Annotated in this window: 13 protein-coding genes and 1 pseudogene; 8 read left to right on the top strand and 6 right to left on the bottom strand. The window is 67.9% G+C overall.

The window, feature by feature from the left end:
- Nucleotides 1-63: 63 nt before the first annotated feature.
- The gene (locus CHB84_RS17045; protein ID WP_089302634.1) at nt 64-2,832 is read right to left on the bottom strand and encodes a penicillin acylase family protein; all 2,769 of its coding nucleotides are present in this window, start codon (nt 2,830-2,832) and stop codon (nt 64-66) included.
- Between the two features lie 110 nt (nt 2,833-2,942).
- On the bottom strand, nt 2,943-4,058 hold the full coding sequence (locus tag CHB84_RS17040; protein ID WP_089302633.1) for a substrate-binding domain-containing protein: 1,116 nt from the start codon (nt 4,056-4,058) through the stop codon (nt 2,943-2,945).
- Nucleotides 4,059-4,159: 101 nt separating this feature from the next.
- Here CHB84_RS17040 and CHB84_RS17035 point away from each other — a divergent pair, with 101 nt between their 5' ends.
- From CHB84_RS17035 to CHB84_RS24050, 6 genes and pseudogenes are all read left to right on the top strand, one after another.
- On the top strand, nt 4,160-4,585 hold the full coding sequence (locus CHB84_RS17035) for a MarR family winged helix-turn-helix transcriptional regulator (RefSeq protein ID WP_089302632.1): 426 nt from the start codon (nt 4,160-4,162) through the stop codon (nt 4,583-4,585).
- Between the two features lie 140 nt (nt 4,586-4,725).
- On the top strand, nt 4,726-5,061 hold the full coding sequence (locus CHB84_RS17030) for a zinc ribbon domain-containing protein (RefSeq protein WP_176440011.1): 336 nt from the start codon (nt 4,726-4,728) through the stop codon (nt 5,059-5,061).
- A gap of 63 nt (nt 5,062-5,124) precedes the next feature.
- A complete protein-coding gene (gene fmdA, locus CHB84_RS17025; RefSeq protein ID WP_089302630.1) occupies nt 5,125-6,378 on the top strand; it encodes a formamidase in 1,254 nt (417 codons plus the stop codon).
- Nucleotides 6,379-6,489: 111 nt separating this feature from the next.
- The gene (locus CHB84_RS17020; RefSeq protein WP_089302629.1) at nt 6,490-7,020 is read left to right on the top strand and encodes an AmiS/UreI family transporter; all 531 of its coding nucleotides are present in this window, start codon (nt 6,490-6,492) and stop codon (nt 7,018-7,020) included.
- A gap of 95 nt (nt 7,021-7,115) precedes the next feature.
- Nucleotides 7,116-7,712 (top strand): annotated as a pseudogene (locus tag CHB84_RS24055) (M23 family metallopeptidase); the annotation flags it as partial.
- A gap of 180 nt (nt 7,713-7,892) precedes the next feature.
- Nucleotides 7,893-8,546: an SH3 domain-containing protein gene (locus CHB84_RS24050; protein ID WP_425432313.1), complete on the top strand. Its 654-nt coding sequence runs from the start codon at nt 7,893-7,895 to the stop codon at nt 8,544-8,546.
- A gap of 97 nt (nt 8,547-8,643) precedes the next feature.
- On the opposite strand, the gene CHB84_RS17010 is transcribed toward CHB84_RS24050, so the two are convergent.
- Together CHB84_RS17010 and CHB84_RS17005 are read right to left on the bottom strand one after the other, a co-directional pair.
- Entirely contained in the window at nt 8,644-8,832 is a 189-nt protein-coding gene (locus CHB84_RS17010) for a DUF397 domain-containing protein (RefSeq protein ID WP_089302627.1), read from the bottom strand.
- Nucleotides 8,829-9,671: a helix-turn-helix domain-containing protein gene (locus CHB84_RS17005; RefSeq protein WP_089302683.1), complete on the bottom strand. Its 843-nt coding sequence runs from the start codon at nt 9,669-9,671 to the stop codon at nt 8,829-8,831. The genes CHB84_RS17010 and CHB84_RS17005 overlap by 4 nt, the downstream gene beginning before the upstream one ends.
- A gap of 131 nt (nt 9,672-9,802) precedes the next feature.
- On the opposite strand from CHB84_RS17005, the gene CHB84_RS23010 reads away from it, so the two are divergent.
- Nucleotides 9,803-9,976, top strand: coding sequence for a hypothetical protein (locus tag CHB84_RS23010; protein WP_176440010.1), 174 nt, complete (start codon nt 9,803-9,805; stop codon nt 9,974-9,976).
- Nucleotides 9,977-10,350: 374 nt separating this feature from the next.
- Nucleotides 10,351-11,178 carry a LytR/AlgR family response regulator transcription factor gene (locus CHB84_RS17000; protein ID WP_089302626.1) on the top strand — a complete coding sequence of 276 codons (828 nt, stop codon included), beginning with the start codon at nt 10,351-10,353 and terminating at the stop codon, nt 11,176-11,178.
- Between the two features lie 446 nt (nt 11,179-11,624).
- Here CHB84_RS17000 and CHB84_RS23820 read toward each other — a convergent pair whose 3' ends face one another.
- Both CHB84_RS23820 and ahcY read right to left on the bottom strand, forming a co-directional pair.
- Complete coding sequence (locus CHB84_RS23820; protein WP_089302625.1) at nt 11,625-12,119, bottom strand: DUF4282 domain-containing protein; 495 nt, start codon at nt 12,117-12,119, stop codon at nt 11,625-11,627.
- 169 nt (nt 12,120-12,288) lie between these two features.
- Nucleotides 12,289-13,758: an adenosylhomocysteinase gene (gene ahcY, locus CHB84_RS16990; RefSeq protein ID WP_089302624.1), complete on the bottom strand. Its 1,470-nt coding sequence runs from the start codon at nt 13,756-13,758 to the stop codon at nt 12,289-12,291.
- Nucleotides 13,759-13,773 lie beyond the last annotated feature (15 nt).

Raw genomic sequence — 13,773 nt, 5'->3', positions numbered from 1 at the left:
CGGCACGTCAGGTCCGTGTCGAGCGGACCCGACGCGCTTCGGTGCAGGCCCCTCGATCCGGTTCTACCGCCCCGACGTCAGCTGCACGACCTGCTGAAAGGTCGGCCGGTTCTGCCAGTCGATATCCCGGACTCCCACGACACCCGCGCGGACCGAGCGGATGCTGTCGATGCTCTTGTCGTAGGTCAGATCCCCCACGGCAGCGCCGTCCTGACGGTCCCGGACGCGCTCGACGGCCCCGGCCAGCGAGTCACGCAGTGTCGAGCGGCACGCCTCGACCGAGCCGTCACCGCAGTACGAGCGGTGCCAGCGATCCCGGACCGGCTCGCCGAGCAGCTGGCGAAGGTCCTTGTTGACATAGCTGTACCAGGCTCCGGTCCACGCCGAGCCCACTCCGTGCCGCGGATGGTTGTCCAGTGCCTTGGGCAGCTCGTCGACCAGCCCGCCGAGCCCGCCGCGGAGCACGTCCTTCGCGAGGCCGCCGGTGCCGGACTCCCACCATTCGTCGAAGACGGCGATCGCGGCCTGGTGGGAGTACGCGCCGTCGCGGTCGCGGTCCTCGCGGTGCGCGCCGTCCTCCAGCCACGCACGCAGTATCGTCGCCGCCTCCGCAGTACCCGGGTCGTCGCCGAGCGCGTCGAGCAGGTGCGGCAGCGTATAACGGGCTCGCACATCCACCGTCGCCGCGTCCTGCACCGCGGCTGTCAGCGACTCCGGTGTGACGTCGCGCCGCGCGACCATCGGCTCGATACGGTCGGACAGTGCCTGGCTGCGGTGCACGCTCCCGTAGCCCCACTGGTCGTCGGCAGCCGCGAAGTCGACCGCCTGTTTGTTGTTCCAGTTGATCAAGTAGCCGGACGGCGGGTTGACCTGCTGGACGTGCCGGTCGAAGGGCTCGAATCCCTGCCAGCCGAACTCGTCGTCACCCCAGCGCGGCAAGTCGAACTCCACCCCGTCGGCACGCTTCGGCAGCAGCCCGGACCCGAAGTGGGCGATGTCGCTGTCGTCGGCGTAGAACCAGTTGAACGTGTAGTCGATACCGTGCATCGCCTCCTGGAACGACTCGGCGTCGCGAACGTGGTCTGGGTCGTTCGCCCGCATGAAGCCGATCGCCGAGTCGACCTCGTGGTTGTAGGTGCTGCGCTGCGATACGATCGCCACGGGCTCGCCGTCGACGGTGGTTCGCAGCTGCACGATGCCGCGGTGGGTACGCAGCACGAGGAACTCCAGATGCCGGGGGACTTCCGGTGCGGTCACGTTCGGAAGCGCCGTCTGCTCGTGCGTCCGCGAGTCCATCGGCACGCACTCGCCGTCGCGTAGGTAGTCCTCGGACTCCACTGTGGGCTCGGAACCGTCCATCTCGCACAGTCGCTCGACGACGGTGTCCACGTTGTCGCTGTTGGAGCTCGTCGCCGACCAGGCGTAGTCCACCCCCCGGCCGATCTGCACGAACAGGTGCGTGCCTGCGAAGGCGACACCGCGCGCCTTGACGCCCGGCCCGTTCAGCACCTGCTCGGTCCACAGCTGCGGGGCGAAGTACCCGGTCTGCGGGCCGAAGACCGCGGCAGGATGGCCGTCACGGGTGTGGTCCGCGCCGACGAGCGCGGCGTTGCTCATCGCCCGGCCGGCCTGGTTCAGGTCGATCGGCCCCCAGGGGGTGTCCAGCTGCCCGGGGAGCCCGCCCGTCTCGCCCGTCGTGAGGTCGTCGAGAGCAGGCGGCTCGTTCCCGCCGACGAGCGCGCCGGAGCCGGGCGCGGTCGCGTCGGGGTCGAGGTCCGGAAGCGCCACCCCGGGCAGCGACGGATCGATTCCCTCATCGCCGCCGTAGGGGAACTTCCTGTCCACAGTCACCGGAGCCTCGGCGTCCTCCTTGGCGCGTAGGTCATCGTAGACACGACGAGCCTCGTCCTCGCCGAGACGCTCGCGCAGCTCCTGGAACCACATCGCGTTGCCGTACTCGGCACCCCCGCCTGTGCCGAAGATGCCGCCGACGAGCGAGGAGATGTAGACGACGTCGGCGCGAGTCCATTCCTTCGGCTTCTTCTGCAGCGCGGCGTACTCGGCGGGGCAGTCGGGACCGGTCGGCTGCAGCCCCGGGCACATCTCCTCCTGCGCCGCGTTGATGCCGTCGACGAACGCGTCGGCGGCATCCAGCAGGCGCTGACCCTCCTCGCCGTACCGGCCGGCGACGGCCGCGAGCTGGTCGGCAGCCTCCTCCGGGGTGTACGGGGCGAGCCGGAGCTGCTGCTGGTCCATCGCGATATTGCCCTCGGTCGGGCCGAGGAACTCGGCCGATCGCGCCGCGCCTGCGTGCCTGAGCACGTCCATCAGGAACATGCGGTCCAGGGTGCCCGCGTAGCCCGCGCCCCAGGACACGTCCTCATCGGTGTTGCCGTCGATATGCGGCACGCCGTCGCTGTCCCAGGTGATGGTCAGGTCGTGGCGGTCGGGGAAGGTCTGCCGCGGCCGCGACCACTCGCTTTCCGGCGGGGCGGTGAACGTCGCCTGCTTGTAGAAGTCGGTGAGGTCGGAACCGCTGATCTCCTCGGGGGTGAGCGTGTTCAGCTCGTCATACGGCTCCAGCTGGTCACCGACGTTGCTCGGGGTGCTCGCATCGGCATTGCGGTTCTCCGGGTCGTTGGCCATGACCTCGGCCAGCTCGGCCGGGGTCGTCGTTCCCGCCTGCCCCGGCGGCATGATGTTCAGCGCCGTACCGTAGTCGTCGGCCGGATCGGGCCCGGACGGCTCGGTCTGGGCGAGCGCCCCGGTAACCGGACCACTGACCGTCAGGACCGAAGCCGTCAGGACGGCGAGAGACCGAGACGCGCGCACGCTACCTCCCTTGAAAGCGATTCACGTTTCCCAACGAGTGCGCGCACCCGGAGTGACGGGGTTGGGGTCGTGGTCGCCCTCGCTCGGGACCGGCCAGGCGCGACCGTGGTCTAGGGCGACATCGGGGACAGCTCCGCGAGCACGTCGAACTGCATGCCGTCAGCCTTCGCGAGATAGATCCGTTGGTCGAGATGGTGCCCGCTCAACCGGACCTCACCTCGCGGGCCGCCGTACGCCACGGAGTCGGCGACCGAGCAGAGCTCGCCCACCCCGAACCCCTCGGCCTGCCGCGTGAGAGCCGACAGCAACCGCACACCCTCGTAGCACGACTCGCCCATGCTGTTGAGCAGCGGCGCCTCGGGACCGAAGTGCGCGGTGTAGCGTCCCACGAAGTCCAGCGTCTCGGGGGTGGCCGCTGCGGGGAAGAAGCCGGAGGCGGTATAGATCCCCCTCGTGGCATCGGCACCACTGGCCACAAGCATGTTCTCCTCCATGAGGGGGCTCAGCCGCACAAGGGACGAGTCGAGCCCGGCACGGGCGAACGCCCGGTTGAACCGCACCGCGTCGTTACCGACGAGGAACATGAGCACGCCCTGCGCACCACTGCGCTCGATGCGGCGTAGCGGCTCGGCGAAGTCGTCCGTACCCAGCCCGACGTAGATCTCGTCGCAGATGTGCACGCCACACCGGCGTGCGTAGCGGTGCGCGGCTGCCGCCGACCCGCGTGGCCACACGTAGTCGTCGCCCACGACGCACCAGCGGCGCACCCCGAGCTCCTCGGTCATCCACCGGAGGGAGGGCAGCAGCTGGCGCCCCGGGGTCTCACCGGTCAGGAACACGCCGGGCGTACGCTCCCCTCCCTCGTAGAGCGGCGTGTACACGTACGGGATCCGGCTCGCTATCCGCGGTGCGACGACCTCGCGTACGGCCGAGATATGCCAGCCGGTGACGGCATCGATGGCGCCGGCGGACGTGAGTACGTCGAGCTCGTCGGCGACGCGTTGCGGCTTCGCACCCCCGTCGACGACGACGAGACGCAGCTCCCGTCCCAGCACACCGGCACCAGAGTTGATCTCCTCGACCGCCAGCTCGGCACACGCCTCGCAGGACGGGCCGAATATCCCCTCCGGCCCCTGGAGCGGAATGACCAGCGCGACCTGCATGGTCTCCACATCAAGGGCGGGTGGCCTGGACGCTCGCTCGAGCGAGAGTGAAGTCGGCTCCATGGATGGACTCCCATCCTCCGGCGCACGGTCGGGTGTCACTACTTCCGCCAGCAATCATTTATAGTGACTTAGACAGTAGTCACAGCCGGACATGAGGCGCAATGATCGCACGCGTAGGTTGGCAGCTCGCCGAGCTGCTCACCCGTGCCGAGCACGAGGTGTCCCAGCGCCTGGCCGCTGCGCTGGACGCCGAAGGGCTGACGCTGAACCAGTGGCGCGTCCTGTCACACCTGGCCGACGGCGCAGGGCACACGATGAGCGACATCGCCGACCACGCGATGCTTCCCCCGGCTACCCTCACGCGCGTCATCGACCGTCTCGTCGAGGTGAACCTGATCTACCGCCGCGGTGACATCGGCGATCGCAGGCGCGTACTCGTCTACCTCTCCACGCGGGGACGCAACCTGCATCGCACTCTCGCCTCGACACTCGAGCGGGAGGAAGAAGCGCTGACGGCCGCTCTCGGCGACCAGGAGAAGGAGTTACTCGCCGAGCTGCTCGAGCGTCTCACCGCACGCGGGCGCTGACCTCGCTGCTACCCCGGCGACGTCACGCCCCTGCCCCACTCGGCCTCTCCACCGGGAAGTGCGTGGGCACGACTCTTGACGACTAGTTCCTATCGGATTAGTTTCATATGAAATCATTGCAATCCGAAGGGACTGAGCCGATGCCGAGCTACGAGTTCCACTGCCCGGACTGCGGGATCGTGCAGCGTGTCCACCGCATGGGTGCGGCACCGGATACGGAGACGTGCCCGCACTGCGGGACCGCAGCACCCCGCGTCTTCAGCGCCCCCTTCCTGTCCCGGACTCCCGGTCAGCTGCGGTCCGTGCGGGAACGAGCCGAGGAAAGCGGCGAGAACCCCGCGACCACCCACCGCCGACCGGGCCGGCAGGGCAACGACCGGAACCGGCACCAAACCCCGGAACTGGCACGGCTCGTCGGCAAGGAAGCCGCGAGCGAGCTGCGGCACGCCCGGCATCCGGCGAGCCCTTCCCGGTAAGCCGCCGCACCGGCAAGGGAACACACCCACCCTCCGCGACACACCGAACGAAGAGAGGCCGATATGCCTGACGTGGTTTTCAGCGTGGATCAGTCGAGAAGCATGACCGAACAGGACGTTCCCGGTCACAACCGGTGGCATCCGGACATCCCCGCCGCCGTGGAGGTCCGGCCGGGGCAAGAGTTCCGAGTGGAATGTCGGGAGTGGACCGACGGGCAGATTCGCAACAACGACTCCGCCAACGACGTACGGGACATCGGGCTGGACCGCTGCCACATGCTCAGCGGCCCCATCGCGGTGCACGGAGCCGAACCCGGCGACCTGCTCGTCATCGATATTCTGGACCTGGGTCCCGTTCCCCAGGAGTCGGGTCCCGCGGCGGGGCAGGGCTGGGGCTACACGGGCGTGTTCTCCAAGGCCAACGGCGGAGGGTTCCTCACCGACTACTACCCGGACGCGCTCAAGGCGATCTGGGACTTCCACGGGCAGCAAGCCACGTCCCGGCACCTGCCGGGGATCAGGTACACCGGAATCACCCATCCGGGCCTGTTCGGCACCGCCCCGTCCGCGGAGTTGCTCGCCAAGTGGAACCAGCGCGAGCGCGACCTCATCGCCACCGACCCCAGCCGGGTGCCGCCGCTGGCTCTACCCCCGAACACCTCGGACGCCCTCGCGGGCACGTTGCGTCCCGGCTCGGCCGAGTTCGACCGGGTGGCAGGCGAGGGCGCGCGGACGGTACCGGCACGGGAGAACGGCGGCAACCACGACATCAAGAACTTCACGAGGGGGTCGCGCATCTTCTACCCGGTCTTCGTCCCCGGAGCGAAGTTCTCGGGCGGCGACCTGCACTTCAGCCAGGGCGACGGGGAGATCACCTTCTGCGGCGCCATCGAGATGGGCGGCTATATCGACTTCGCCGTCGACGTGATCAAAGGCGGTATGGACACGTACGGCATCACGACGAACCCCGTATTCATGCCCGGCAACGTCGAACCCCGCTACTCCGAGTTCCTGACGTTCATCGGGGTCTCCGTCGAGCACGACTCGAACACGAACCACTACATGGACGCCACCATCGCCTACCGCAACGCCTGCCTGAACGCCATCGAGTACCTCAAGACGTTCGGCTACACCGGCGAACAGGCTTACCTGCTGCTCGGCTCGGCACCGATCGAGGGGCGGATCAGCGGCGTCGTCGACATCCCGAACGCCTGCTGCTCGCTGTACCTGCCGACAGCGATCTTCGACTTCGACGTCCGGCCGTCCGCGTCGGGTCCGGTACGCGCCGACCGTGGCCAAGCCGCAGTGAGCTCGTAGGACACCAGCGCGCCGGTGGGGTGCCCTGGCCAACCGCCACCTCCCACCGGTGCGCACCACCCCGGCGCGCGGGCCCCGCCGCCGGCATGTACTCCCCAGGAGAAGAACACCATGGTGATCGCACTCGTCCTGCTGTACGTCGGGGCCGTTCTGTTCGTGAACGGGATCTGGCTGCTCGGGCACATCGCCGACAGGGAGGTCGGCGTCATCAACGCCTTCGCCGGTGGCATCGGGCTGATCTCCGCGGTGACCCTGCTGGTACACGGCACCATCGAACAGGATCTCGCCTCGATCACGCTGGCCTCGTACATCCTGCTGTTCGCCTTCACCTACCTGTGGGTCTCGATCAACCAGTACCTCGGCAGCGATGGTCGCGGACTCGGCTGGTACTGCCTGTTCGTGGCGATCACCGCCGCGCCGACAGCCTGGATCACGCTGGACACCGCGAGCGGGCAGGCATGGCCGCTGTGGTTGGCGGCGAACTGGGCCGTCTGGGCGGTGTTGTGGTTCCTGTACTTCCTGCTGCTGGCACAGCGCCGCCCGATCACCCGGCTGTCCGCCTACGTGACCCTCTTCGCCGCCGTGACGACCGCCTGGCTGCCGTCCTACCTCCTGCTCAACGAAGTCCTGTCGCTGGCGTGACGAGGTAGAACAGCTCCGCTCCGGACACACAGCGTGAAACACACCGACGACTGATTGACACCGCGAGTTCTCCCGCCATCCATTGCTCAGCTGCCGTGGGTACCGGAGAATCTCCGGCGGCAGGGCGAGCCACCGAAGCACGCTCGCCGACCCGCGACCATGGAGTACGCGTGACGGCAACGTCGACTGGTACGCGATGGAGCTTGGGCGCGGCTGTCATCGTCCTGCTCGCGGTCATCGCCACCACGGCCACACCGCTGCCCACCGGCCAAGCCTCCGGAGACGTCGCCGGTGAGCGGCTTCCGCCCAACCACACACCCGTACCCGAGGGCGACAACCACGCGTTCGTCTGGCCGACCTCGGGTTGGGTGGCCGCCAACGACACCTACGTGGGCGGTGCGCACCACTCGGGGACGGCGGACATCGCGGCACCGCACCACACCCCGGTACACCCGGCACGTTCCGGGCGCGTCATCTCCACCGGATGGAGCGAGGTCAGCGGCTGGTACGTGGGGATCGAACACACCGGGGTCGGCCAGTACAGCTACCAGACGTTCTACGCGCACTTTCTCGAGGAACCGCGCGTCAGCAAGGGCGACATCGTGTCCGCGACCGTCGGCGGCGGGACCGTACTCGGCCATGTCAGCCGCACCGGCAACGCCAACTTCAGTGGCCCGCACGTGCACTTCAGCATCACGCGAATCGACAAGGCCACGGGCGAGCGTGAACTGCTGAGCATTCCCGGCCTGACCGTGGGCAGCTGGGCCACCAGCGGGGAGCACATCCCCGGCATCTACCGCGGGCTCACACCGATACCGCTGGAGCCCGCGCGCGACTTCGACGTGCGGGTCACCGAAAGCGGCGGTCTCGGGATGTACGAGACGACGCGGCGCAGCGGGTCCGGCTACGTCGGCACGATCCCGGAAGACGCGGTGGTGACCGTTTCCGGAAACGACCGGGGGCAGTACCGGGTCCGGCACGAGGGGCGTACCGGCTGGGTCGCCCACTCCGGCACCCGACCCGCAGGCTCCGGTGCCACCGGCGTGCAAACCACGCCGCACTACTCCACGGTCAACGTACGGCGCTCGCCAGGCGGCCCCGTCATCGGTGCCGTTCCGGGCGGCAGGCTCCTCACCCGCTTCGGCACCAACGAATCCGGGCAGTGGAACCGTGTGCAGTGGCACTGCACCTCGGAGACGAACCGCAGCGGCCTGACCGCCGACCGCGCGCGCGAGACCGGCGGCTGCCCCGGCCTGAACACCCCCCAGGTTGTGAAGTACGGCTGGGTCAGCACCGGCGTCAGCTACCCCACGTCGTCGTTCCGGGCACGCACCCGCACCGACGATGTCCCCGTCTACGGCGACATCGTCGACGAGCAGAGCCGCCCGAACACGGATGTGCGGCTGGGCTCGCTCGACATTCGCACCGAGGTCACCGTCACCGCGAGCAGGAACGGCTGGTACCGCATCGACTACGACGGCACACGCGGGTGGATACGCGGGTGGCACACGGCGGGGCGGCAGTAGCGCAGGCCGGGCACACGTGGCGCCGCATCCTGCGCGGATAGCACACAACAGCGCCCCCGGTTCCACGGAGAAACCGGGGGCGCCGACCGAGGTGTGTCTACTGCTCGCGAAGCTGCGTGGTGAATGCCTGCCACGCGGTGAACGGCACCTCAAGAGCACCGCCGTCGCGGTCCTTGGTGTCACGCACCCGCGCGCGAGCAGGGTCAAGGGCCAGCTCGACGCAGTTCGTCTGGCTGCCGGACCGACTGGACTTACGCCAGGTGTCAGTTCTGTGCGGTATTGTCATTCTGTAGTCTCCACGGTGTTGGCTATATCCGCGATGAGCTCCACACTGTCTTCGGGGCTCATCGCGGCCTTTCGGACTGTATCCGCTGCTTCCTGGTAGTCGGCCACGTCCCTCTTGTTGAACAGGGAGACCGACGAGCGGTAATGCTCCAGGTGCACTATGGGGCGTGCCCTGGGGAACTCCAACAGGAGGAACGGCCCATCCAGCGCGGGGGACCATCCCTGCTCGGCAGGCAGCACCTGCACGGTGACGTTGTCCATCCGCGACCAGCTCCGTAGGTGCGCGAGCTGGTCAGCCATCACCAAGCGATCACACGGCGGATACCGCAGCGCGTACTCGCCGATGACCGCCACGAACTCCACGGGCCGGTTGCGCGTAAGCACTTCCCGGCGTCCCATTCGGATCTGCACGCGGTGGTCGGCGTCGCCCTCGGAGCCACCAGCGGCGAGCATGATGCTCCGCGCATAGTCCGATGTCTGGAGCAGGCCGGGGATCAAGAGTGGCTGCACGTCGACCATCAACGTCGCAGTACGCTCGAACTTGATCAGTGCCGAGAGTTGCTTGTCGACGCCTGGAAGGACCCAGTTCGGGTCATCCGCGTCGCGAGCCATCTCGACGAGCTCGTCGTAGTAGGCACCGGTTACGCCGAGCGTGCCGAGTAGCCGTGCAGCGTCCTCGGCCGTCGGCGGGTACTGGCCGGTTTCCCACCGAGTGATCGTCACGTTGTTCTTGCCAAGCTGCGCGGCCAACTGCCGGGTCGAGAGTCCCGCCAACTCACGGAGGTGCTGCAGCTCGGCTCCGAGCGCACGAGCACGGGGAGTGTCGCCGGTACGAGCCATGTAGCAGAGCATAGCCCACACGGCGGGCGTCATCCGATCGATGGATACACATCTGATACGTGTATCAAACCATTGCTACGTGTAGCAGTATGTAGCTACACCGACACGATATCCCGACTGGGGAGGCCTCGATGTTCTGGCTCTGGCTATCGTTGATCTTCGCTCTGCCGTTTCTCACGCTCGTGCCCTGGGACAGGGCGCGCGGCTGGCTGCTGTCGCGCCGGTGGCAGCACGACCCGCACGACACGCGCCCCCGCATGGTCGCCACCCGCGACGGGTACGAGCTCGACCGGGGCCGGCGATGACAGCGGCGTCCCGGCTGCCCACGCACGGGTGGATGCCCGAAATCCCCACCGGCAGCCACACACTGCCCGCCCACTACATCACCCCCGGCAGCCCGCTACAGCCGATCGTGCCCGGCCACGCCTTCCCCCGCGGCTACCAAGCCCCCTGCGGCGCCTGGTGCCTACCCATCTACGGCCACGACCCCTGCAACCGCCTCGCCCGCCACCCACGCTGCCCGAGCTGCACAGCGGAATCGGAGTAACCGTGGTCACCGACGACGTCGCGATCGTCACCACTGACGAGACCTGTACGGACAGAGACTCCCGGCCGGTGCGTGCCACCCCCGACCACGCACCGGCCGGGCACCACTTCCGGGCCACACGGCGAGTGGGCTATGATACCTGTCACTGTGAGTACTGAAGACGACACGAGGAAACTCGTCGCTCTCGCCGTCGACGATGAGCGGCCAGGCATGGAGATCCTCGTGCGCTGCCTGAACAACAACCCGCATATCGCCAAGGTGCGGACCGCTGTGGACGCTTCAGAAGCGTTGCGGGTCATCTCCACCGATGACGAGGACGTGCGGCGCAGGCGGGAGGCGGGACTGCCGCCGATCGACGTCGTCTTCGCCGACCTGCAGATGCCGGGACTGTCCGGTATGGAGATGGCGCGGGTGTTCACCGCGCTGGACCCGGCCCCGCTGCTGGTCTTCGTCACCGGGTACAGCGATGAGGCGGTGCACGCCTTCGAGCTCGGTGCCGTCGACTACGTACTCAAGCCGTACCAACAGGACCGTCTCGACCAGGCGGTCGAGCGGGTCGTCGGTCTCTACGCAGCCCGATACAACTCCGACGCCACGCCGCAGCAACCCGAGCAGGACGACACCGAGGTCATTGCCGTTGAGCTGGGCGGCGTCACCAAGCTCGTCCGCAGAACAGACGTCCGGTGGGTCGAGGCACACGGCGACTACGTGCGGCTCTACACCAACGACGGCTCGCACCTGGCGAGAACTCCGTTGTCGCAGCTCGAAGAGCAGTGGGCCGGTTCAGGCTTCGTCCGGATCCACCGGTCGTACCTGGTCGCCCTCCGGCAGATCACGGAACTGCGCATGGGCCAGGGCGGCTACCAGGTCGTCATCGGGGACGGCGAGCAGATACTACCGGTCAGCAGGCGGCACACCCGTCAGCTCAAGGACCGGATCACCGGCGCCGGAGGCAGGTAGGACAATCGGGGCGGCGTACTGTGCGCGGCCCCGCCGACCTCACCGCGCGGAGTCGCGACGGGCGCCGGAAAGGGTGACCGCGACGTGCCAGGAGACGCCGTGACCACGACCCACCCGATCTGCTCCACTCCAGGATGTGACCAGGAGATCTACCTGCGCCCCGGAGAACGGACCGTGTGCGCCGGATGCCACTACCGCGGCGGTCCTCCCCCGCCGCAGCCCGAGCCCGAGAAGCGGGAAGTCGTCGTCGACTGGGGACCGGTCCCCTCGTGCCAGTGCGGCCGCCCGGTCAGCCGACCCGACGTATCCGGCGACCGGTGCATACGCTGCTGGCGAGAGGACCGCTGACACACCGCACAGCCCCGGACCGGCCGTGACCGCCTCGCCCACGCGGCCGGGGTGGCGTGCCCCGGCCGGACCGGGGCACGCCACCACCGTGGCTGCGCTCAGTACGAGCCGGGTGGCCCTTGCGGCGGGGGCGGTCCCGGCTGACCCGGACCCGGCTGACCCGGACCCGGCTGGCCGGGCCCCTGCTGGCCGGGTGGCGGGCCCTGCTGGCCGGGCGGTGGTCCCTGCGGCGGGCCGCCGGGTGGGGGCCCCTGACCGGGCGGCGGGCCGTAGCCGGGCGGCATCCCGGGCCCACCGGGCGGGGGGCCCTGCGGCCCGGACTGCATACGCACCAGCTCACCGGTGTTCTGCGCGGTGTAGATCGTCGCGAGCAGCGACTCGATGGCGATACGGATCAGGACCAGGTACAGCAGCGCACCGAGCGGCCCAAGAATCACGAGCGTCAACAGGCCGAAGACCACGTCGGCGGCGAAGGCCCCGATCACCGCCCCGATGTAGCCGAGGGCGATCGCGATCATCGCCAGGATGTACACGATCTTCGCGATCGTCGGTGCGACGAACCTGCTGAAGCTGAAGTCGAACAAAGCTCCCATGTCAGCTTTCCCTTGAATTGAAGTGACAATCCGGAACCACGAACCTACCGACCCGATCGTGACCGCCGGTGGCGCGACATGCTACGAGCACGCAGCTGATGCGAGCCGAAGGGCCCCTTGCATACCTGTGCGGTACGCAAGGGGCCCTTCGGCTCGTTGCAAGAGGTGATCAGTAGCGGTAGTGCTCGGGCTTGTACGGGCCCTCGACATCCACGCCGATGTACTCGGCCTGGTCCTTGGTCAGCTTGGTGAGCTCACCGCCGAGCGCCTCGACGTGCACCTTCGCGACCTTCTCGTCCAGAGCCTTCGGCAGCATGTAGACCTCTTTGTCGTACTCCTCGTTCTTGCCGTACAGCTCGATCTGCGCGATCACCTGGTTGGAGAAGCTGTTCGACATCACGAACGACGGGTGACCCGTGGCGTTACCGAGATTGAGCAGCCTGCCCTCACTCAGCACCAGGATCGAGTGGCCGTCGGGGAAGATGAACTCGTCAACCTGCGGCTTGATGTTGACGTGCTTGATCTCCTTGCTGCGCTCCAGCGCCATCATCTCGATCTCGTTGTCGAAGTGACCGACGTTGCCCACGATCGCCTGGTGCTTCATGCGCTTCATGTGCTCGAACGTGACGACGTCCTTGTTACCGGTCGTGGTGATCACGACGTCGGCCTTCTCGATCACGTTGTCCAGCACGGCCACCTCGTAGCCGTCCATCTGGGCCTGCAGCGCGTTGATCGGGTCGATCTCGGTGACGATGACCCGGGCGCCCTGGCCGACCAGCGAGTCCGCCGAGCCCTTACCCACGTCACCGTAACCGCAGACCACGGCCACCTTGCCGCCCATCATCACGTCGGTGGCGCGGTTGATGCCGTCGATCAGCGAGTGACGGATGCCGTACTTGTTGTCGAACTTGGACTTGGTGACCGAGTCGTTGACGTTGATCGCCGGGAACAGCAGCTCACCCTGAGCGGCCAGCTGGTACAGGCGGTTCACGCCGGTCGTGGTCTCCTCGGTCACACCCAGGATCGACTCACCGATCTTGGTCCACTTACTGGCGTCGGCGGCCAGCGAGGCACGCAGCCTGCCCAGCACGACCTTGTACTCGTCCGGGTCGTCCTCCTCGCCCGGGGGAACAACGCCGGCCTTCTCGAACTCGGTGCCCTTGTGCACCAGCAGGGTGGCGTCACCACCGTCGTCGAGGATCATGTTGGCCGGCTCGTTCGGCCAGGTCAGGATCTGCTCGGTGCACCACCAGTACTCCTCGAGCGTCTCGCCCTTCCAGGCGAAGATCGGCACACCCTGCGGCTTCTCCGGCGTCCCGTACGGGCCCACCACCGCGGCGGCCGCGGCGTGGTCCTGCGTCGAGAAGATGTTGCAGGAGGCCCAACGCACCTCGGCACCGAGGTCGGTCAAGGTCTCGATCAGCACAGCCGTCTGCGTGGTCATATGCAGCGAGCCCGCGATCCGCGCGCCCTTGAGCGGCTTGACGTCGGCGTACTCGCGCCGCAGCGCCATCAGCCCCGGCATCTCGTGCTCGGCCAGCCGGATTTCCTTCCGGCCGTACTCGGCCAGCCCGAGATCAGCAACAGCGAAATCAATGCCGTTGCGCGTCTGCAGCTTGTCCGTCGTTTCCAGAGCCATGATTCTCTCTTATCC

The sequence above is a fragment of the Haloechinothrix alba genome (assembly GCF_900188115.1).
In the GTDB taxonomy this organism is placed as follows: domain Bacteria; phylum Actinomycetota; class Actinomycetes; order Mycobacteriales; family Pseudonocardiaceae; genus Haloechinothrix; species Haloechinothrix alba.
The sequence above is the reverse complement of the archived record's forward strand: the minus strand, read 5'-3'. Positions and strand labels throughout refer to the sequence as shown.